This window comes from Paenibacillus sp. FSL H7-0735 (assembly GCF_038008505.1).
Classification (GTDB): Bacteria; Bacillota; Bacilli; order Paenibacillales; family Paenibacillaceae; genus Paenibacillus_AQ; species Paenibacillus_AQ odorifer.
This window is the reverse complement of sequence record NZ_JBBOZH010000002.1, coordinates 783,573-804,307: the sequence shown is the minus strand read 5'-3', so window position 1 is coordinate 804,307 and position 20,735 is coordinate 783,573. Positions and strand designations below refer to the sequence as shown.

Here is a 20,735-nt window from a genome sequence, read left to right as displayed (position 1 = left end):
CGGTGATGCTTTTTTTGTTGCGTAAAAAAGTTGGAATATTCATCGGATTTGGCAACGCTTGCATATTTCAGGTGTGGCTCCCGTATTTATAAGTGAGGTAATGAAATGTCGGTCGCTTATGTTATATAGCTTGGCATACCGGCAGCAATCCAAAGATAAAGGGTGGGTGCGAGGATGAAGGGTGAACGTCAGCAGGATGGTTTGCGGAGTAGTGAAGAGCGCCCGTTCAAGTTCATGTATAAGGCTGGTGATCGGACTGTGGGAATGGAAATGAGCCAAGCTGGGTCCGTAGCCTCGGCTGCCGCAGAATTTATCGCTGGAGTAGAGCAGAGGGATGTCATTGAGCCTTTGAAGCGGTCTTATTTTAAGCGGCCGGGGGAACCATCGACATTCCTAGTGCTGCGTGAAGGAAGAGAAGAACGTCTTGCTGGACGGGAAGGAACAAGGACTGCTCAAGCGGGCCCTTGTTTGATACGGAGTGAGGAATGGCTGCTGGAACCAGAGCTGTTCTGTCTTTATGAGAACTGGTTATCTAGCGAGGATGAACTGCAAGCAGCACGGATTCTGCAGCGAATCTCTTATCGTCTGCGCGCAGCTGCTGCCGAACTGCTCGAATCGCCGGATGGCGAATGGGCAGCGGTCACCCTGCTGCATCCAGAGTCGCTTGCGGTGGCGCAGCCCGCCAAGCTTGCCGCGCTTCAGGACGCGCAGCTCGAAGCGCTGTTCGCTGCGGTGGCGGAGAGCCAGCGGCAAGGCGGCGATTGCCGCCTGGACCTGCTGGTCGCCTACACCGCAAGCGCAGCCGAATTCGCCGCGAAGCGCGAATTCATCGAAGACGTGGCCGATCAGACACTCGGCCACGCTTATGCGGCGGCATGTCGCATCGGGGCGCTGATCGCGCCCGATGTGGAGCCAGCCGCCGCTGCGGAAATCGCGCGTATCGCCGATTTCCTAGTGCTGGACGGCGCGGCGGGCGAGCACGCGCCGGAAGAGACCGCCGCGGAGGACTTCGCCCTGGCGGCGGGGGAGATCTTTGCCGCCGTGACGAGCGTGAAGCCGGCGGCGGTGGTACTTGCCGCGGGGACACCGGCGGCGTCGGCTTTGGCCGATCTGTATCAGATCGGGCTCAGCGGGATCTTTTGCAGCGCCGGTCAGCGGACCGAAGCGCTGCTGAGAGCGGCCTGCCTGATCTGGATCGCCAGGCAGCGTGAAACGCTGGATACTGCCGCCGGGGGAAGGCAGTAAGCTTTTTCTGCTGAACGATACGGTGCAGTTCATATAAGAATCGTAAAAAGACTTCAGAGCAGCGATTATCCGGTTATCGGGGAATCGTTGCTCTGTTTTTTTGGTCGTTAGCTGCCTGCTTCAACAGCGTACATATAACCCATTACTCAATCACTATACTCAACCTCCATGCTCAATACTGTACTCAACCTACGTATTTAAACTAATCTGTATTCATGCTTTGTATTTAAACGCCGTGCTCCTACCTGTGCTCAACCTCAGCGCTTAAACTAATCTTCACTCATGCTTGCATTTAAACGCCGTACTCATACCATGTGCCCAAACACTGCACTCAACTCCGCACTTAAACTAATCGTGCACCTCCGCAATTAAACTAATCAGCACTCAAACTCGGCACTAACCTCCGCACACCTCAACCCCCGATGCTTAAGGACCCAGATGACGCTATTTTCCTGATTTTAGCTTTTTTAGCATGGTTTCGGATACGAGAGACGCTATTCGTTAGGAAGAGGTACATATTTGGTGCTTTTCAGGTCAATAGCTGCAATGAGGTCCGTTAGATTACCAAATGTGTTTAAAACCAGCGATTAGGGTCAGCTGAGTCCGATAGTAGCTACATACGCGAGCAACTTGCATCATACGTTCATCAATCTTGTCGTACTCATACTTTACGCTCAACCTCCGCCTCAACCTCCTGTACTCTCACCCTGTGCCCAAACTCCGTACTTAAACTAATCTGCACTCATGCTTTGGATGCAACCTCCGCACTCAACCTCCGAACTCATCCCCCGCACTCAAACTAATCAGCATCGAACCTCTGTACTATCATCAGGACCAACAAGGAAACATTAGTTTTGGAACATCTACATTTGTTTCCAGCATCTTCTTACATTTTACATAAACAGGATAATGACAGTGGAGGCTCGAATTTTATTAGCATCTTACTGAATAGGGGTGCTGTAGATGTCCACGAATTTTAGAGTTGGCTTGCAAAAGGTCGTAGATCATTCTTACGATATTGAGATTGGGGAAGGTCTTTTTGGCGCTCTGATTGAGGATTTAAAACGTGGAATTGTCGAGAATGTAAGCAAATTCGCGATTATTACAGATTCCAAAGTCGAAGCCCTGTATGGACAAGCCTTGCTGGAACTGCTGCTTCAGAATGATTTTCAAGCGGAGCTTTTTTCTTTCCCTGCTGGAGAGAAGTCCAAAACCCGAGAAACGAAGGCAGAGCTGGAGGATCGGCTATTAAGCCGTTCTTATGGACGAGATTGCTGTATCCTTGCCATTGGAGGCGGGGCGGTAACGGATTTGGCAGGTTTTTTGGCTGGAACATTTGGTCGGGGAGTGCCAAGTTTGAACTATGCAACTACCCTTTTAGCAGCAGCGGATGCTTCTATTGGTGGTAAAACGGGCGTGAATACACCGGTTGCAACCAATCTAATTGGTGTTTTTCATCAGCCTAAAAAGGTCTACATCGACCTAGCCACTTGGAGAACGCTTCCGGTACGTGAGCTTCGCAGTGGTTTGGCTGAAACAATCAAACATGCCTGCATCGCGGATGCTGACTTTTTTGAGTTTCTTGAACAGAATATGGAGCGAGTTGTCTCCTTAGAAGGCGAACTTGTATTAGATCGAGAGGTTTGCGAACGGATTGCTTTTCATAATTGCGAGATCAAGTACAGCGTGGTGGAAAAGGACGAACTAGAGAGCAACCTGCGCCAAATTCTAAATTTGGGGCATACTGCTGGCCGAGCGTTAGAGGCTTTAAGTGGTTATGAATTATTACATGGTGAAGCTATTGCGATTGGACTCGCGGTTCAGGTGCAGCTGGCAGAGCAGTTGGGGTATGTAACGGCTGACGAAACTCAGCGTGTGATTGCTTTGTTGAAGAAGGCGGGACTTCCGACTGAAATACCAGCAACCATTACAAATAGAATGCTGATCGATAAGATGTATACGGATAAAAAGGTTCGCAAAGGGCGTATACGGTTTGTGTTTCAAGCTGGAATTGGAGCGATGAAGTCTTTTGAAGGTGGAGCTTATTCGACGCCAGTCGAAGAGCAAGTCCTATCCGAGCTTTTAAATAAAATACGCAGTTAAGATAGGAAAACGTTATTTTAAATTTATGACGAATAGCCCGGAAGGTAGGGTTTACTTTTTCGTTCAAGGTGGTATTATTAAAATATAAGTTGCACTAAGGAAATATAGTTGTACTGTTGCAACAATGATTATCATTCTCACTACTCATAGTTATCATTCATGCTGTCCCGGCTAAGCCGGGGCAGCATGTGTCATTTTAGGGGTCTTAAGAATGGCTCTCATTATCATTTAGACAAAACAAAGCGTGTGCTCCCGAAGCAAGTTTTGTTGCGAAGAGAAGTTAATGAAGTAATCCTACACAAAACTTTCAGGATGGTGATTATTATGCAAGCAACATCAAAACATTTACCCCAGCAAACCTCAATCTCCGGCAGCATGAAGAAACCAGGCGCTCCAAAACGCCGGTTCGATCTGAGAGCCATGCTCAGCAACTCCGAGATGCAGGCTGCGCTTGGCAGCGGAGTGCTTATGCTTTTTGCTTGGGCTATGGGTAGCTGGTCAGAAGTTTTCTCTATAGTACTTTATGTTATTTCGTATACCATTGGTGGCTGGAACAAAGCCAAAGAAGGCGTTGAGACGCTCGTCAAAGAACGTGATCTCGATGTGAACCTGCTGATGATTGCGGCTGCACTAGGCGCAGCTACCATTGGGTACTGGAATGAAGGTGCTATGCTCATCTTTATTTTTGCGCTTAGTGGAGCACTTGAGAGCTATACGATGGAACGGAGTAAGAAGGATATTTCCTCACTTATGGCCTTAAAACCTGCCACAGCCATGCGGATTGAAAAAGGAAGCATGAACGAGGTAGCTATTGATCAGTTAGTAATCGGAGATCTGTTGCTTGTACGTCCAGGGGATCTTATTCCTGCAGATGGTAAGGTGTACAGAGGAGAATCGGCAGTAGATCAGGCTTCCATTACAGGAGAGTCAGTGCCTGTTGAAAAATGTGCCGGCAGCGAAGTATTCGCAGGTACGGTCAATGGAGAAGGTCCTCTTTATATTGAAGTAACGAAATCAGCAGAGAACACACTTTTTTCCAAGATCATTAAGATGGTAGAAGAAGCAGAGACGGATGTTCCAAATTCACAGCGATTCATTAAAAGACTGGAAGCCATCTATGCACGGGTAGTTGTCGCCTCGACTGTGGCTCTTATTTTCCTTCCACCCTTTTTGCTGGACTGGAGCTGGAGCGCAACCTTTTATAAAGCGATGGTTTTTCTTGTAGTAGCCTCGCCTTGTGCGTTGGTCTCATCGATTATGCCTGCGATGCTGTCGGCTATTTCCAAAAGTGCGCGAAAAGGGATTTTATTTAAAGGCGGGGTCCACCTAGAAAATATGGCCCGGACCTCAGTTGTAGCTTTTGATAAGACAGGGACCCTTACAGAGGGAACTCCGCAGGTGACTGACTTTATTGCAGGTGAAGGCTACAACCGGGAAGAATTACTGGCGATTAGCGCATCCATTGAGCATATGTCCCGCCATCCATTGGCGGAAGCCATTGTGCGTAAAGCTGAGGAAGAATATCTGGAGCTTCGGGGGGTGCAGGAAAGTAAAACCATCACTGGCTGGGGAATTGAAGGTCAAGTTGACGGGCATCTCTGGAAAATTGGTAAGTCCAATTTACTGGATGAGCTGACTTCGTCTGCGATGAATTCTGAGCTAGCATTCTGGAGAACTAAACGGCAGCAGTTGGCGGAAGAGGGGAAGACTGTCTCCATTATTTTGGACGGTGAGCATATTGCAGGTATGATTGCATTGCAGGATACAGTTCGCCCACAAGCAGAAGCTGCAGTGCGGAAGCTGCAGGAGCTGGGGATTAAAGTGGCTATGCTTACGGGTGACCGGGAAGCTACAGCAAAAGTTATTGCGGCTTCAACCGGAGTAGATTTAGTATTTGCCGACCTTTTACCAGAGGATAAAGTAAAGCATATTAAGGCGCTTCGTGAAAAGCACGGTAATGTTGTGATGGTGGGTGACGGTGTGAATGATGCGCCTGCTCTGGCTACAGCGACTGTTGGCATGGGTATGGGCATGAAAGGCAGTGGTGCAGCGCTTGAGATAGCCGATGTAGTGCTTATGAATGATAATATTGAAGAGATCGCCTCGACCATTTCATTGGCACGGCGTTCACAGCGTATTGTGAAGCAAAATATGATTTTTGCTGTAACAGTAATCGCGGCTCTGATGATCAGTAACTTTGTGCAGGGCATCGCCCTTCCTTTTGGCGTGATCGGTCATGAAGGCAGTACGATATTAGTTATTCTTAATGGGCTGCGATTGTTACGGTAAGAGGTCAGTGATGTTATTGCGCATTATTTATTGCCAAAAATTAAATTGTTCACAAATGATTTTTTCCTGAGGGAGTCTGGCTTATTGACATTTTTGCTTTCAGTTAGCATAATTAAGACTACATTATAATTATTTTAAATAAGAAGCGACGTCACTGCCGTCTAACTCAAGGAGGATATAGATATGTATAAATCAATAATTGTTGGAACCGGACCGGCGGGGTTGACTGCCGCTATCTACTTGGCTCGTGCCAATTTGAACCCACTAGTAATCGAAGGACCCCAACCTGGCGGACAATTGACCACCACTACAGAAGTGGAGAATTTCCCGGGATTTCCTGATGGGATTATGGGTCCAGACTTAATGGATAATATGCGTAAACAAGCTGAACGTTTTGGTGCGGAATTCCGTACGGGTTGGGTGAACAGTGTAGAACTTGGAGAGCGGCCTTTTAAGCTTAATGTTGAAGGATTGGGTGTTCTTACGACGGATACCTTGATCATTTCCACTGGCGCTACGGCAAAATACCTCGGTATCCCAGGCGAACAGGATAATGTGGGACGCGGTGTGAGCACCTGTGCTACCTGTGATGGATTCTTCTTCCGTAATAAAGAGATCGTGGTTGTTGGCGGTGGTGATTCTGCGCTTGAGGAAGCGGGTTTCTTGACTCGTTTTGCCTCCAAAGTAACTTTGGTACACCGTCGTGAAGAACTACGTGCTTCCAAGATCATGCAGGATCGCGTTCGCGATAATGTTAAGGTAGCTTGGAGCCTGAATCGTACTCCTCTGGAAGTAACTTCTGGAGATAAAGGCGTGAGTGGACTAAAAGTGCTGAACAATGAGACAGGACAAGAAGAAATCATTGAAGCAAGCGGAGTGTTTGTGGCGATTGGCCACCATCCTAACACTGCATTCTTGGGTGGACAAATCACAACTAATGCTGAAGGTTATATCATGACTAATCCCGGTACTTCTGAAACTAATATCCCAGGCGTATTCGCTTGTGGTGATGTGCAGGATACCCGTTATAGACAAGCGATTACGGCAGCAGGCAGTGGATGTATGGCAGCTATGGATGCTGAGAAATACATTGAAAGTCTGGAACATAGCGCGGTCATTCTGTAATTTGGTTAGAAAACTCCCAGTGCTACAATAAATAACATAACTGTAATCTTCCACAGGAGGTCTAATGATGGAAAATGTAATTGTATATACTTCAACAAATTGTCCACATTGCCGTCAGGTGAAGAGCTTTTTGAGCGAAAAAGGCGTAGCCTATGAAGAACGTAACATCGAGCAGAATGATGATTACGCACAGCAGGTTTGGGATATGGGAATGAGAGCTGTTCCTGTAACTGTAATTGGTGAGTACAAAATCGTGGGGATGAACAAAACTCAGTTCGACAAAGCATTGGCGACTGTTAATTAAATAAGATTTCTGCGAAGAAATTGCAAAAGGTCGCTTCCATTTTGGAGGTGACCTTTTTGTGGTCTAGGTATACAAAAATAGCCTGACGCTTATATGCGCAGGCTATTTTTTATGATGTAAATCGCGAAGTTCAATTTAAGCTTGAGTGAAAGAGGTAATGATCTGAAATAGGACGTATACAGCAACACCGCTGCCGATCAGAATGAATCCTGATTTCTTTTTGGCTTGAAAAAAACGGAGCACACCGAGACTGATCAAAGGGGCAATAATGAGCAGAAAAAGCAACACAGTGATGAACATCTGTGCCGAGATATCAGACGTATCAACATAGGTCATGGACTCGCTCTCCATTTCAAAAAAGGGGTTGTAGTGATAAATGTCACACTAACTTATCCTTTATTATATAGGATTTAAGTTGCTTTTACTGCACTTTTGATCCACCTAAATGCGGCAATTTTACGTCAATTCTATCCGCTTATGAATTTCACTCGTGAAACTGTCCCGCAAAATCGTTGTCCATTAGACTACATTAAACGGTGACCCGAATATCGCCTAGAAAATGCATAACCGCAGAGAACCCCGCGCCTATCATCGTGCCCCGGCTGCCCAGCTTGGAGAAGGTAATCTCGAGCTGCTGCTTATGATAAGGAAGCGTACGCTCCGCGACAACCCCGCGAAGAGGCTCCCCTAACCAGGCTTCTGCTTCGGATAAAGCTCCACCGATGACAATCAGCTCTGGATTAAAGCTATTGATTAGATTCGTTACTCCGATGCCTAGATATTCACCCATAGATGAGAAGTGGTGCAAGGCGTCTTCTTGTCCAGCGGCTGCATAACGGACCAGTTCTTGTGTAGTATGAGCAGGGAGGGAGAACTCGGAATGGTCATAGGTTTTTTCCGAGGCATATAGCTCCCAACAGCCACGACTCCCACAACTGCACGGCTTGCCTTTTGCTTCAATCGTCATATGTCCGGTCTCGCCGGCATATCCTCGTGCACCTTTGTACAGCTCGCCGCCAATAATAATACCGGATCCGATCCCTGAACCCGCACTGATGTAGAGCAGATGTCTAACATCTTTTGCCGCCCCAAAGTTCAGTTCACCTTGTGCACCTGCGTTAGCTTCGTTATCAATAGTGACTGGAACCGCGAATTCTGCCTCCAGAATACCCCGCAGGTCGACCATTTCCCAGCCAAGGTTGGGAGCAAAAAGAACAACCCCGTTCTCATCCACCATCCCGGGGACACCTACTCCGATGCCGACGATACCGTATGGGGATTCAGGTGCTTTATCAATCAAGTCTGAGATTATTTTTTTCATCCGTTCCAGTACATAAGGCAGCGCATGATTATCCAGAGAGAAATCGCTTTCGAAAAGAATGCCACCACTTAAATCACATAAGACGGCTGTCAGCTGCTTCACTCGCAACTCTATGCCGATTACGCTGCCAGCCATGCTATTAAAATGCAGCATTAGCGGTTTACGGCCGCCACTGGATTGACCTGGTCCAACTTCAGTCACTAATTCTTGAGCGCATAGCTCTGCCACCAGATTGGATACGGTAGCTTTATTCAGTCCGGTCATCTCTGAAACCTTGGCGCGCGAGAGCGGAGAGTTCCTTCGAATAGTATGTAGTACGATCGATTTATTGATTTTTTTGACCAGCGCCTGATCTCCGGTAACCTTCACGAATCACACATCCTTTTTAGCATAGTTCCCTTTTGTTGTATGCCACTTAGTCTAGAGTGATGTGCTGGAAATTGCAATACATCGGCAGAAAAGAGGAAATCTATGTTTGTTGGATTTTTTGAATATTAAACGGATAGGCAAGGGAGACTTAAAGAGGCGGAAATTTTATAAAAAAACTTTGTTTAACCAATATACAAAGTCAAAAAGATGTGTTAAGATGATGCTGTAAACGCTTGCTAGCGTAGCACAATATGAGGAGGATTACACAATGGCTTATTTTGAGACAGTGAACAAAATCTCTTACGAGGGAAGCCGTTCCACCAACCCTTATGCATTTAAATTCTACAATCCTAAAGAAGTCGTAGCCGGCAAAACTATGGAGGAACATCTGAAATTTGCAATGGCTTATTGGCATACATTAACTGCTGGCGGTTCTGATCCGTTTGGCGCTGAAACTGCAATTCGCAGCTGGGACAAATTGAATGGTCTTGATAAAGCTAAAGCTCGCGCTGAAGCAGCATTCGAATTTATGGACAAGATGGATTTGCCTTACTTCTGCTTCCATGATGTAGATATCGCACCAGAAGGCGCATCTTTGCGTGAGTTCTACAGCAACATCGACACTATCGTTGATATCCTTGAACAAGGCATGAAGACTTCCGGCAAGAAATTGCTGTGGAATACAGCTAATATGTTCACTAACCCACGTTATATGCACGGTGCAGGTTCTACACCTAACGCTGATGTTTTCGCACATGCAGCAGCACAAGTGAAGAAAGGTCTGGAAGTTGGTAAACGTCTGGGCGCAAGCAACTATGTATTCTGGGGCGGCCGTGAAGGTTACGAAGAATTGCTGAATACAGATATGGGTCTTGAACAAGATAACATTGCTCGCCTGTTCAGCATGGCTGTAGATTACGCTAAGGAAATTGGTTTTGACGGTCAATTCCTGATCGAACCTAAACCAAAAGAGCCTACTAAACATCAATATGATTTCGATGCAGCAACAACAATTTCGTTCTTGCAAAAATACAAGCTCGACAAGCACTTCAAGCTGAACCTTGAAGCTAACCACGCTACGCTTGCAGGTCATACTTTTGAACATGAACTTCGTGTAGCTCGTATTAATGGCATGCTTGGATCACTTGACGCTAACCAAGGGGATACACTGCTTGGTTGGGATACTGATGAATTCCCAGTAAACATCTACGATGCAACACTTACTCTTTATGAAGTATTGAAGAATGACGGTCTTGGCAAAGGCGGAATTAACTTCGATGCTAAAGTACGTCGTCCTTCCTTCGAGCCAGAAGATCTGTTCTTGGCACACATCGCTGGTATGGATACTTACGCAAAAGGCTTGAAAGTTGCTGCTAAATTGATCGAAGATCGCGTATTCGAAGACTTCGTTGACAAACGCTACAGCAGCTTCACTGAAGGCGTTGGTGCAGACATCGTTTCAGGTAAAGCAACATTGGCTTCTTTGGCTGAATATGCTTTGAACAATGAGAACCCACGTCCTAACCAATCCGGACGTCAAGAATACCTGAGAGCTACCCTTAACCAATACATCTTGGCTGAGTAGTCTTTACAGGGAGCTTGAAGCTTAAGCTTTGAGTCCAGTTTGAACAAATGCAACGGGGGTTGCTGAAGAGAGCATTCTTCGGCAGCCCCCTTTTTGTAGCCAAAACTAAGCGGATGCTTACGAAGTAAGTTTTATTCGAGGTAACTCAACGTAGTAAACGCTCATAAAACTAAGCAGATGCTTACGAAGCGAGTTTTATTGCGAAGAGAATCAAGAAGCTAAGCTCCATAAAACTTTTAGGAGGTCAAAAATGAAATACGTTATAGGTGTTGATTTGGGGACTAGTGCAGTGAAGACTGTTCTAGTGGACCCGCAGGGGAAGGTGGCTTTTGAGCATTCTGAGTCCTACCCGCTAAGCAGACCCCAACCTAACTGGAGTGAGCAAAATCCTGAGGATTGGGTAAAGGGCACGCTGGTCAGCCTGCGCCGTCTGATTGAAGTATCAGGCATTGACCCGTCTCAAGTAGACGGTCTAAGTTTCTCCGGACAAATGCACGGATTGGTACTGGTAGATAAGGAAGGGCAAGTGCTGCGTCCAGCTATTCTTTGGAATGATACCCGTACTACTGCACAATGCCGTAAGATTGAGAAGACGCTTGGAACGAAGTTGATCGATATCGCCAGAAACAAAGCATTGGAAGGTTTTACACTGCCTAAGATTCTGTGGGTTCAAGAGAATGAACCAGAAATATTATCACAGGCGCATCAGTTCCTGCTGCCAAAAGACTATGTACGCTATCGGTTGACGGGTGATTATGCAATGGATTACTCCGATGCTGCCGGAACGTTGCTATTGGATGTAGGCTCTAAAGAATGGAGCGCAGAAATCGCAGAGGCTTTTGAACTTCCACTTTCTCTTTGTCCTAGATTGGTAGAATCCTTTGAACAGACTGGAACATTATTGCCGGACATTGCTGAAGCATCAGGTCTTTTATCTTCAACGAAGGTATTTGCTGGTGGTGCGGATAATGCTTGTGGCGCGCTCGGAGCGGGTGTATTGGGAGAAGGCCGGACCATGTGCAGTATTGGTACATCTGGTGTAGTTCTTTCTTATGAGAGCAATAAAGATTTGAATCTCGAAGGCAAAGTCCATTTCTTTAACCATGGTGAAAAAGATGCCTACTATATTATGGGGGTTACACTAGCTGCTGGTCATAGCCTTACGTGGTTTAAAGAAACCTTTGCGGCAGACAAAAGCTTTGATGAGCTGTTAAGCGGAGTTTCCTCTATTCCAGCTGGCAGCGGCGGCCTGTTATTCACTCCTTATATTGTAGGAGAACGTACACCACATCCAGATGCAAATATTCGCGGAAGCTTTATTGGTATGGATTCAGGGCATACGTTGACGCATTTTACACGAGCAGTATTAGAAGGCATTACCTTCTCACTGCGTGAATCCATTGAGATTGTACGTGAGTCAGGCAAAGAGATTACAGAGATCATTGCAATTGGTGGTGGAGCTAAAAATGAGGCTTGGCTGCAAATGCAGGCTGATATTTTCAATGCATCTATCGTGAAGCTAGAAAGTGAGCAGGGTCCGGCAATGGGAGCAGCTATGCTGGCGGCTTATGGAAGCGGATGGTTCACATCCCTTGCGGAATGTGCAGAAGCGTTTATCCGTCCTGCTGATGTTTATAAACCAGATCCGAAACAAACGGCAATCTATGATGGTTTATTCAACCTCTATCAGGAAGTTTACGGCCAGACCCGCGAATTGAATAACAAGCTGGCTGCATATCGCCAATAAAGCGCCATTTATCTATCTGTCTGATATAAAAAAGGTCTTTCGCATCTGGCGGAAGGCCTTTTTAAAGACCATCTTCTTTATAGAGGTGATGAACGGCAATATTCAAAAATGTTGCCGTTTTCATTTTTCTTCTGTAAAGTATGGAATATCTCCAAGGTAGTGGCAGCCTGTAAATGAGATAGCGAAGGTTTCGGGGGGCGAAAGGCCATGTTTCAATGGTTTGTTAAGGTGCTGAATGACATCAAAATCCGCAATAAGCTGCTGCTTGCTTTTTTACTGACTACACTTTTGCCGGTATTACTGGTAGGTGGTTATCTTACGATTGAGATGAGGACCATGGCGTTTGAGAACGCACTGGAGCAAGCTTCAATTAACGTAGATCGGGTAAAAAAAAGAACAGAAGAAGTCATCGGTGTATCGCAAGATATAGCGTATCGATTGTCCAATGATGCCCGGCTGAAAAAACTCGCCATACGCCAGTATGTAAGCACTTATGATGTGGTTGAGGCTTATCGGGATTACACTGATATGCGTGAATACCTAAGATTATATAAAGACATATCCAACATACGTTTATACACTGATAATGCTACGCTGCTTAACAACTGGGAGCTGATCAATCCTTCGTCTGCCATTAAGGAGAGCCAGTGGTATCAGAGAGCACAGCGGTACGATAGCCTCGTCGGTTGGGAATATATAGAGGATGAGCGTGATCAGCGGAATTATTTAAGCCTTGTCCGCAAAATCGAGCTGGAGGGCTCCAGTAAAATTGGCGTGCTCGTTATTAATGTAAACAGTCACCAGCTAACTTCAATTCTGAGCCAGGAATCATTTGATACCATGATCGTGGATGATCAGGATAACATCATTGCTGCGAACCGGAGCGATCGAACAGGAAAGAAACTGGCAGATGTTTCTTTTGATACAAAGCTTTTGGGGCAAGGAAGCGGGAGCTATGAGGCAGAAGTAGATGGTGAAGCCTCCAAAATAGTGATAGAAGAACTTAAACCACAAGCCAGCCGTAACGCCCTGCGAATTATTTCTGTTTTTTCTATTGATAGTATAGTCAAAGAACCTAATCGGGTGATTAAGCTTTCGATTACCGTGATTGCCGTAAGCGTTTTATTGGCCTTTTTAATCATATATAGTTTCTCTTCGTTATTTTCACGTCGATTATTGCAGTTAAGCAGACATATTAACCGCGTTAGTACGGGTGATTTTGACACTTCATTAAAAATTGATGGCAAAGATGAAATTGCTCTGTTAGCTCGTCAATTCAATTCTATGGTGCGGAGTATTAACGATTTGATGTTCGAGGTACAGGAATCTAATGACCAGAACAGTCTGCTGGAACAGAAACAGAATGATATCCGTTTTAAAATGCTGGCAAGCCAGATCAATCCTCATTTCTTGTTCAATGCGCTGGAATCTATTCGTATGGAGGCCCATATGAAAGGGCAAGTGGAGATTGCACGGGTAGTGCGTCTTCTTGGCAAAATGATGCGCAGTAATCTGGAGGTAGGCCGAAGTAAAATTTTGCTTAGCCAGGAGCTTGAAGTGGTTCGTTGTTATTTGGATATTCAGCAATTCCGTTATGAGGATCGTTTGAAATATCAATTTATTGTAGACCCTGCCGTCGAATCGCTCTACATCCCGCCGCTGATTGTGCAGCCGCTTGTGGAAAATGCGGTGATTCATGGGCTGGACAACACGATGGATGGAGCAATGGTTACGGTGAATATCAAGCGTGAGCAGAATCATGCGGTCTTTACCATTACCGATAATGGAGCCGGGATCACTCCGGACAAGCTGGAGCAGATCCGTTATACCCTTGAGGTTCGTGATGAGCAGGAAGAGGCACGGATCGGGCTGCGCAATGTACACGACCGTTTGAAGTTATCCTACGGTGTTGAATATGGACTGAATATCGAAAGCCGGATGAATGAAGGAACATCTATTACGTTTCGTATTCCAATGGAGGACATAAATCTATGATCAAAGTATTGATTGTTGATGATGAGCCAAAGCTGCGGGAAGGCCTTCGGGCTCTAATCCCTTGGGAAGAGCTGGGGTATACGGTGGTGGCTACGGCCGCCAACGGCTTGCAAGCTCAGGAGAAATATCATATTTTTTATCCGGAACTGATTGTGGTGGATATCCGCATGCCTGGTATGGACGGGCTGGAGTTAATCGGTGAGCTGCGCGAAGAAGGCTCGACCAGCCATGTGCTGATTTTAAGTGGTCATGCGGACTTTGAGTATGCCAAACGAGCCATTTCTTACCGCATTGACGGCTATTTACTGAAGCCGGTGGATGAGGAAGAGCTGATCAACTATTTAGAGGAACTCAGAGTCACGATCGCTCAGGAAGATCGCTTTAGCCGCTGGAATGAAGAGGAGCCTGCCCGTAATCGTGAAAGCCTGATGCGTGCATTGCTGCAGCCTTCAACTGCGGAGGAGGGGGAGAATGATCCTGCTAAGCATGCGGCAGCACTGGGTCTTAAACCAGACCGTGTCGAAGTGATCCTACTCGAACTACTCGCGCCTGCGGGCGGCAGTGAGGAAGGAGAGCGGGCCGTTAAGGCCGCGGTAGAACAGTATTTTGGCAGCAGTGAAGAGCGGATGTTTTTCACGATGCCGCCATATATTGGATTCCTGCTGCAAGAGCCGCTGCCAGGAAAGCAGGAACAGGAGCGGCTGATGGAAGAGCTTTCTTCCTTAATTTGCCGTGAGGGGTACGACTTCAGTGCAGCAACTGGAGGCCCAGTAGCTGGACCAGAAGAGGCGGCACAGTCTTTTCAAGTGGCGCGTGAACTGCTGCGCCGGGCATTCTTTTACCGCAAAGGGATTCTGATCAGCGCCGATCTCTCCGGTATGTTGTTTCCTGGAGTGGCGGAGGCATACGCCGAAGAAGGGCAGGATGCGGAGAGCCGCCTAATGCTGGCTGTTGAAACCGGAAGCCGTGCTGCCATTGAACCGCTGGTGGATACGATCTGTGCGGAGCTACTGAATGCGGGCAGTGAGGAGCAGCAGATTAAAGATACATTTGTGCGGATTCTCAGCACGGTGTTGGCCCGTCTCGAACCGGTCTATCCAGAGATTCGCAGCAATGCTGCTAAGCATTCCCCGCCGATCGGTGAGCTCTACCATAGTCATTATCTGGCAGACCTGCAAGAGCAGGCCGTCAATTTCATGGCGGAGATCGCCGATCAAATGTCCAGTGGCAGCAAAGGGAATGAGATCAAAAAAATTACGGAGCTAATCAACCGCCGTTACAATGAGAATCTTAAGCTTGAGACCTTATCCGAGTTATTTAATTACAACAGCGCATATCTAGGTAAAATGTTCAAGAACACTACGGGGGAATACTTCAATACGTATGTGGACAAAGTGCGGATTGAGAAGGCGAAGCAATTCCTAGCACAAGGCATGAAAGTATATGAGGTGGCCGAGAAAGTAGGGTACATGAACCCCGATTACTTTAACGCCAAGTTCCGTAAATATGTAGGGCTCTCCCCGAGTTCTTTTCGCAAAAACATCTAAAATAGAAGCCCAAAAAGCCACAGTTGCAGTTCAGGTATAACCTGAGCTTTAGCTGTGGCTTTTTTTTCTTACATTAAAGCTACTTCACTAATAATAAATCTAATCGTTGCTGCAATTCTAGATTTGCAGGGTCCTTTAGAAGGGCCAGAAGTAACGCTTGAATTTGGTCCATCTCTTTAAAAGGTTCGTTTTGCACATATTTGTCATGTATTCTGGTTTCCAAGGTATATCCATAATCGAACCCTAATGTTGAATACGTCGAAAGGGCAGCAATTTTACTCGCTTGCTCTACAGCAAGAATACTTGGTGTTGAGGATCGTTCTAATTCCACTCTTAGACCGTCGAGTTCTGATGTAAGATTCAGGTCTAGCCTATCCATAAATCTGTTATGGCTTACGTTGTTATTGAATTGAAATAAATTTAGTGTCAATAATACTGCGGCGATAATCAATAATAATATCTTGATGTTTTTGTTTTTCATTGCTCTCCTATTACCCTCCTTCAGGAAAAGAAATTGCAGGTACAACAGATAATGTCGACTCGGCATGTGCATATAAGGAATATGTATCTGAAATAGTTAAAGTACTGACGGATCAGGTAATATTTTCTAGCTAAGATGATATTAAAGTAATTAATTTTAATTGAACCATACGGAGGTTTTCGTTGAGGAGCAGGGCAGAGGTTACGGGTATACTTGTTACGCCTCATCTGAGAGCACATTACAGTCTTCATTCGCGGGTATGACGGACTCCAGAGTCGTTATTTGGGCTATTTCGAGTCCAATTTCGATTTATCGGACTCGATGGACGTTATTAGCTGCAAATGTTCTCCAAAAGGTGGTTTTTTAAGTGAATAAGGTCTTTATAGTCCGCCTAACACAATAGGATGTGCAATTTGCTTAAATAGGGTCATTTCAGTCCGCGCCTTCGCTTCCGGCCACGTTCACTTATAGAACGTTAGCTCGGGGCGTTTTATTAATTATGGGGTGAAGTATTAATTGTGTGAAATAGACAGGGGATTAAGTATCGTATTGATTTATGAAATCAAATAATTTCACGTGATTATATTTTCAGTAAATTCATGTTTGTTTTCAGTTTTTTCAACGATGTATCCGCTTTATTTTGGCTATAAATCTCTAATTTTCACCTGATTTTAGGTCGAATTTATAGGGTACTGCAATCGCTTACAGAGATTTAGAATATAGACATAGAGAGGAGGGGCTTTATGAAAGCGGACACAGTAACTTCTCAAATCCCGCCGGATACCCGAACACGCAACAAAAAGCCTGCTTCAGGAGGACGGTTTTGGAGAAGCTTTAAGAATCAAAAGTACTTATGGATGATGTCAATACCTTTTGTGATCTGGGCATTCGTCTTCAGTTATCTCCCGTTATGGGGTTGGACGATGGCTTTTCAAAAGTACAAGCCCGCACGTGGCTTTTTTGAACAAGAATGGGTAGGTTTTGAACACTTTAAGACACTGTTCAGTGACTCGCAATTCCTTCTGGCGCTGCGTAATACGCTGGCGATGAGTGGAATGGGCTTAGTCGCAGGATTTATCTTTCCAATAACGTTTGCAATATTGCTCAATGAAGTGCGTCTTGGCTTCTTTAAAAGATTTGCTCAAACAGTCTCGTATTTGCCCCACTTTGTATCATGGGTGGTTGCAGCGGGGATTGTAACTAAAATGTTATCTGGTGAAAATGGTCTTGTAAACGATATCTTGTTAGGAATAGGATTCATAGACGCACCTATCCAGTTTATGGCCCAGGGCCATCTCTTCTGGGGAATCGTTACCTTATCGGATGTCTGGAAAGAGACCGGATGGAACGCCATCATCTACCTTGCAGCTATCGCAGGTATTGGGCCTGAATTGTACGAAGCGGCCCGGGTAGACGGTGCCAGCAGGCTTCGTCAGGTATGGCATATTACACTTCCGGGTATTCGCCCAACAATTACTGTACTACTCATTATGTCGGTGGGTAATTTGCTCAATATCGGCTTTGAGAAGCAATTCTTGCTTGGAAACAACCTCGTTACCGACTATTCTCAAGTGCTAGACCTGTATTCACTGAAATACGGACTGGGCATGGCGAGATATTCCTACGGTACTGCGATCAATATATTCAACTCAGTGATCAGTGTAATTCTACTGTTTACGATTAATGGAATCTTCAAACGTACAACAAAAGAGAGCCTTCTGTAGCACAGAAGGCCCTTCTACCCAATCGTGGCAGTAAATTGCCCTTTTCATGAAAGGAGAGCATTACAGTGGGAAATTCAGCTATCACCGGAAAGTCATGGTCAGACCGGATCTTTGATTTCTTTGTATATTTTGTAGTACTGTTCGTGGTTGTAATCACGATTTATCCGTTTTTGAACGTGCTTGCAATCTCACTGAATGATTCAGTGGACAGTGTGCGCGGTGGAGTGACCATCTATCCCCGGGATTTTACCTGGGACAATTACCTAAAGATCTTCACTTTCTCCGGATTAATCACCGGGTTTAAAATATCCGCTTTGCGGACAATTATCGGTACTTTGTTCGGACTGATCAGTGCCTCGATGCTGGCGTTTACGATCAGCCGCCCTGACTTTGCAGGTCGCAAGTTTGTTTCCACATTCTTGGCAATGACCATGTATATCTCAGGAGGAATGATTCCAATATATATGCTGATCAAGGATCTGCATATGATGAACAGCTTTGCAGTCTATGTATTGCCTGGACTGGTTAGTGCCTTTAACGTCTTCGTTATCCGCTCCTTCATCGACGGCCTGCCGTATGCGTTGCAGGAATCGGCGAAGCTGGATGGAGCCAATGACTTTACTATCTACTTCCGGGTTATTCTGCCATTGATGAAGCCAGCGCTAGCAACGATCGCGCTGTTCCTAGCAGTAGGTCAATGGAATGCTTGGTTTGATACTTATCTGTACAATGGTTCAAGCCCTAACTTGACCACATTGCAATATGAATTGATGAAGGTTCTACAGACCACAACCAGTGGTAACGGAGGCGACTACCGCTCCAACATTGCTTCGCTGGCTTCCAATCAGGTCTCGCCGGAGTCGCTCAAAATGGCGATTACGATTGTCGTAACCGTACCGATCCTGTTGGTTTATCCGTTCATTCAGAAGTATTTTGTTAAAGGTATGACACTTGGTGCTGTGAAGAGCTAATCACAGTTCAACGGGGGAGCTTAGTCTCCCCTATGCTTAAAACCTATTGTGTATCCGTTTTCTTTTGGCAAGCTGGGTAAAGTATTAACAGGTCTTCACCTGTGATACGATAGATAAACAATTTTAAGGAGGGTTTATTTAATGGGAAGTAATAGAAAGATAAAAGCCAAAGCTACGGCATTAACGCTCACTTCTATTATGCTGCTCGGTGTGCTTGCAGGCTGCGGCGGTAACAATGGCAACAACGGTAATGCTGCAGCTGGAAATACAGGCGGCAACGCAACTAATGCTGGAAATGCGACCAATGCGGCTGAGGATATTTCCCCGCTCACGATGACCTTCTTCAGTGCAGACCCTAACCCGAACTGGACAGGTATGCAAGATGAAGTTGGTAAAGTGATTACGGAAAAAACGGGAGTAACCCTAAATGCTGAATATGCAGTTGGTGATCCTCAACAAAAAGTAGCCTTGATCGCAGCGAGCGGTGAATATCCGGATTTGATCAGTGCTAAGACTGATGTCAGCAAGCTGGTGGATGCAGGCGCAATGCTTGATCTAACAGACCTGATTGAAAAATATGCTCCGAATATCAAAAAAGTATTGGGCGAAGAAGGCATGAAACGTTCACGTTACAGTGACGATGATCATGCGATTTATGCCATCCCTACCTATGCAGGTGTGGACAACAAATATTTTGATGCTGGTGGCGGATTTGAACTACAGCACCGTGCTGTTAAAGAAGCTGGATATCCTGCAATCAAAACTGTTCAAGATTATGAGAACGTAATCAAGGCTTACCTGGAAAAACATCCTACCGATGAAAATGGTAACAAAAACATCGGCCTGACTCTGAATGCAGACGATTGGTACATGTACATTACAGTAACTAACCCAGCATTTATTACTACTGGTTCTCCTGACGATGGTGAATATGCGATTGATATCGACACCCAAGAAGTAACTTATCACTTCCGTCGTCCGGCTGAAAAAGAATATTTCCGCTGGCTCAACCACATGAACGATATCGGATTGCTTGATCCAGAAAGTTTCGTTCAAAAGTATGATCAGTACAAAGCTAAAATCGCTACCGGCCGCGTTATTGGTTTGATTGACCAAGACTGGGGTTATGGCGATGGAGAAAGAGCATTGAAAGCTGAAGGCAAGCTGGATCAAGGCTATGGACACTATCCTGTAACCTTGTCTGAGGAGTACAAAGAAACCTCCTTCTGGCCTACAGGCTTCATGGGTGGTAACGGAATTGGGATCAGCGTAGATGCTAAAGATCCAGTTCGTGCAATTAAATTCCTGGACTACCTAGCTTCCGACGAAGGTCAAGTACTGGTCAACTGGGGTATTGAAGGCAAACACTACAATGTTGTTGATGGCAAACGTGTCATTCCTGAAGATGTGAACGACCGTAAATATAATGACACTACCAACTTCCAAAAAGAAACTGGCTTGGGTAATGTCGGATCAAACTATGCATTGCTGAGCGCTCACTATGGCGACGGTGTATTGGATCCATCTGGTAACTACTACACAACTCGTTTCCCTGAGCAAGTAACCGTAGGTTACAATGCGGTTGAAAAAGAAACACTTGCTGCTTACAAAGCAACCACTTGGAAAGACCTCTTCCCTAGTGAAGATGAGTTCAAAGTTAAACCTTGGGGCGCGGCATGGAACATCACGATTCCTGGGGATAGCGAAATCGTCGTTCTTGACAACAAGCTGAAGGATATCAGTTGGAAACGGATCCCTGAAGCAATCTTGTCTAAACCAGCTGATTTCGATAAAGTTTGGGATGCTTACATGGCTGAGCTAGATAAAGCTGGTGTAACGAAAGCTGAAGATTTGCGTGAAGAGCTGGTTAAACAACGCGTGAAACTTTGGAATGATTAATTATTAAATTTCGTCTAATACAATAAAAGC

At 45.7% G+C, this 20,735-nt stretch carries 15 protein-coding genes; 12 read left to right on the top strand and 3 right to left on the bottom strand.

The features are described 5' to 3' along the window. Positions 1–174: 174 nt before the first annotated feature. The 5 genes from NSS82_RS31140 to NSS82_RS31120 all read left to right on the top strand — a co-directional run bounded on the left by NSS82_RS31140 (position 175) and on the right by NSS82_RS31120 (position 7,066). Positions 175–1,245, top strand: a complete 1,071-nt coding sequence (locus NSS82_RS31140) for a hypothetical protein (protein WP_076273147.1) — start codon at positions 175–177, stop codon at positions 1,243–1,245. Between the two features lie 963 nt (positions 1,246–2,208). Next, complete coding sequence (aroB, locus tag NSS82_RS31135) at positions 2,209–3,348, top strand: 3-dehydroquinate synthase (protein ID WP_036680257.1); 1,140 nt, start codon at positions 2,209–2,211, stop codon at positions 3,346–3,348. A 324-nt stretch (positions 3,349–3,672) separates the two neighbouring features. Continuing rightward, entirely contained in the window at positions 3,673–5,637 is a 1,965-nt protein-coding gene (locus NSS82_RS31130; RefSeq protein WP_076273148.1) for a heavy metal translocating P-type ATPase, read from the top strand. A gap of 183 nt (positions 5,638–5,820) precedes the next feature. Continuing rightward, entirely contained in the window at positions 5,821–6,762 is a 942-nt protein-coding gene (gene trxB / locus NSS82_RS31125) for a thioredoxin-disulfide reductase (protein WP_036680254.1), read from the top strand. 67 nt (positions 6,763–6,829) lie between these two features. After that, positions 6,830–7,066 carry a glutaredoxin family protein gene (locus NSS82_RS31120; protein WP_036680252.1) on the top strand — a complete coding sequence of 79 codons (237 nt, stop codon included), beginning with the start codon at positions 6,830–6,832 and terminating at the stop codon, positions 7,064–7,066. 135 nt (positions 7,067–7,201) lie between these two features. Here the strand turns inward: NSS82_RS31120 and NSS82_RS31115 are convergent, their stop codons facing one another. Next, positions 7,202–7,402 carry a hypothetical protein gene (locus tag NSS82_RS31115; protein WP_036680251.1) on the bottom strand — a complete coding sequence of 67 codons (201 nt, stop codon included), beginning with the start codon at positions 7,400–7,402 and terminating at the stop codon, positions 7,202–7,204. Between the two features lie 193 nt (positions 7,403–7,595). Next, entirely contained in the window at positions 7,596–8,756 is a 1,161-nt protein-coding gene (locus NSS82_RS31110; protein ID WP_076273149.1) for an ROK family transcriptional regulator, read from the bottom strand. Positions 8,757–9,024: 268 nt separating this feature from the next. On the opposite strand from NSS82_RS31110, the gene xylA reads away from it, so the two are divergent. The 4 genes from xylA (at position 9,025) to NSS82_RS31090 (ending at position 15,630) form a co-directional block, all read left to right on the top strand. After that, positions 9,025–10,341 (top strand): xylose isomerase, encoded by a 1,317-nt coding sequence (xylA, locus tag NSS82_RS31105; RefSeq protein ID WP_076142240.1) that lies wholly within the window; start codon positions 9,025–9,027, stop codon positions 10,339–10,341. A 250-nt stretch (positions 10,342–10,591) separates the two neighbouring features. Then, positions 10,592–12,088 carry a xylulokinase gene (gene xylB, locus NSS82_RS31100; RefSeq protein ID WP_076273150.1) on the top strand — a complete coding sequence of 499 codons (1,497 nt, stop codon included), beginning with the start codon at positions 10,592–10,594 and terminating at the stop codon, positions 12,086–12,088. Between the two features lie 207 nt (positions 12,089–12,295). Beyond that, on the top strand, positions 12,296–14,083 hold the full coding sequence (locus NSS82_RS31095; protein ID WP_076273151.1) for a sensor histidine kinase: 1,788 nt from the start codon (positions 12,296–12,298) through the stop codon (positions 14,081–14,083). After that, positions 14,080–15,630: a response regulator transcription factor gene (locus tag NSS82_RS31090; protein WP_076273152.1), complete on the top strand. Its 1,551-nt coding sequence runs from the start codon at positions 14,080–14,082 to the stop codon at positions 15,628–15,630. The genes NSS82_RS31095 and NSS82_RS31090 overlap by 4 nt, the downstream gene beginning before the upstream one ends. A gap of 79 nt (positions 15,631–15,709) precedes the next feature. On the opposite strand, the gene NSS82_RS31085 is transcribed toward NSS82_RS31090, so the two are convergent. Continuing rightward, positions 15,710–16,111: a hypothetical protein gene (locus NSS82_RS31085; protein ID WP_076273153.1), complete on the bottom strand. Its 402-nt coding sequence runs from the start codon at positions 16,109–16,111 to the stop codon at positions 15,710–15,712. A 743-nt stretch (positions 16,112–16,854) separates the two neighbouring features. Here NSS82_RS31085 and NSS82_RS31080 point away from each other — a divergent pair. The 3 genes from NSS82_RS31080 to NSS82_RS31070 all read left to right on the top strand — a co-directional run bounded on the left by NSS82_RS31080 (position 16,855) and on the right by NSS82_RS31070 (position 20,705). Further along, positions 16,855–17,835 carry an ABC transporter permease gene (locus NSS82_RS31080; RefSeq protein ID WP_076100584.1) on the top strand — a complete coding sequence of 327 codons (981 nt, stop codon included), beginning with the start codon at positions 16,855–16,857 and terminating at the stop codon, positions 17,833–17,835. A gap of 65 nt (positions 17,836–17,900) precedes the next feature. After that, the gene (locus NSS82_RS31075; protein ID WP_076128700.1) at positions 17,901–18,806 is read left to right on the top strand and encodes a carbohydrate ABC transporter permease; all 906 of its coding nucleotides are present in this window, start codon (positions 17,901–17,903) and stop codon (positions 18,804–18,806) included. Positions 18,807–18,947: 141 nt separating this feature from the next. Further along, positions 18,948–20,705 (top strand): ABC transporter substrate-binding protein, encoded by a 1,758-nt coding sequence (locus NSS82_RS31070; protein ID WP_080742630.1) that lies wholly within the window; start codon positions 18,948–18,950, stop codon positions 20,703–20,705. The last annotated feature ends 30 nt before the right edge of the window (positions 20,706–20,735 follow it).

Excerpts from the sequence above, each read along its gene's own strand:
- NSS82_RS31140 (WP_076273147.1), top strand. The coding sequence starts at position 175 with ATGAAGGGTGAACGTCAGCAGGATGGTTTGCGGAGTAGTGAAGAGCGC.
- aroB (WP_036680257.1), top strand. The coding sequence starts at position 2,209 with ATGTCCACGAATTTTAGAGTTGGCTTGCAAAAGGTCGTAGATCATTCT.
- NSS82_RS31130 (WP_076273148.1), top strand. The coding sequence starts at position 3,673 with ATGCAAGCAACATCAAAACATTTACCCCAGCAAACCTCAATCTCCGGC.
- trxB (WP_036680254.1), top strand. The coding sequence starts at position 5,821 with ATGTATAAATCAATAATTGTTGGAACCGGACCGGCGGGGTTGACTGCC.
- NSS82_RS31120 (WP_036680252.1), top strand. The coding sequence starts at position 6,830 with ATGGAAAATGTAATTGTATATACTTCAACAAATTGTCCACATTGCCGT.
- NSS82_RS31115 (WP_036680251.1), bottom strand. The coding sequence starts at position 7,402 with ATGACCTATGTTGATACGTCTGATATCTCGGCACAGATGTTCATCACT.
- xylA (WP_076142240.1), top strand. The coding sequence starts at position 9,025 with ATGGCTTATTTTGAGACAGTGAACAAAATCTCTTACGAGGGAAGCCGT.
- xylB (WP_076273150.1), top strand. The coding sequence starts at position 10,592 with ATGAAATACGTTATAGGTGTTGATTTGGGGACTAGTGCAGTGAAGACT.
- NSS82_RS31095 (WP_076273151.1), top strand. The coding sequence starts at position 12,296 with ATGTTTCAATGGTTTGTTAAGGTGCTGAATGACATCAAAATCCGCAAT.
- NSS82_RS31090 (WP_076273152.1), top strand. The coding sequence starts at position 14,080 with ATGATCAAAGTATTGATTGTTGATGATGAGCCAAAGCTGCGGGAAGGC.
- NSS82_RS31085 (WP_076273153.1), bottom strand. The coding sequence starts at position 16,111 with ATGAAAAACAAAAACATCAAGATATTATTATTGATTATCGCCGCAGTA.
- NSS82_RS31080 (WP_076100584.1), top strand. The coding sequence starts at position 16,855 with ATGAAAGCGGACACAGTAACTTCTCAAATCCCGCCGGATACCCGAACA.
- NSS82_RS31070 (WP_080742630.1), top strand. The coding sequence starts at position 18,948 with ATGGGAAGTAATAGAAAGATAAAAGCCAAAGCTACGGCATTAACGCTC.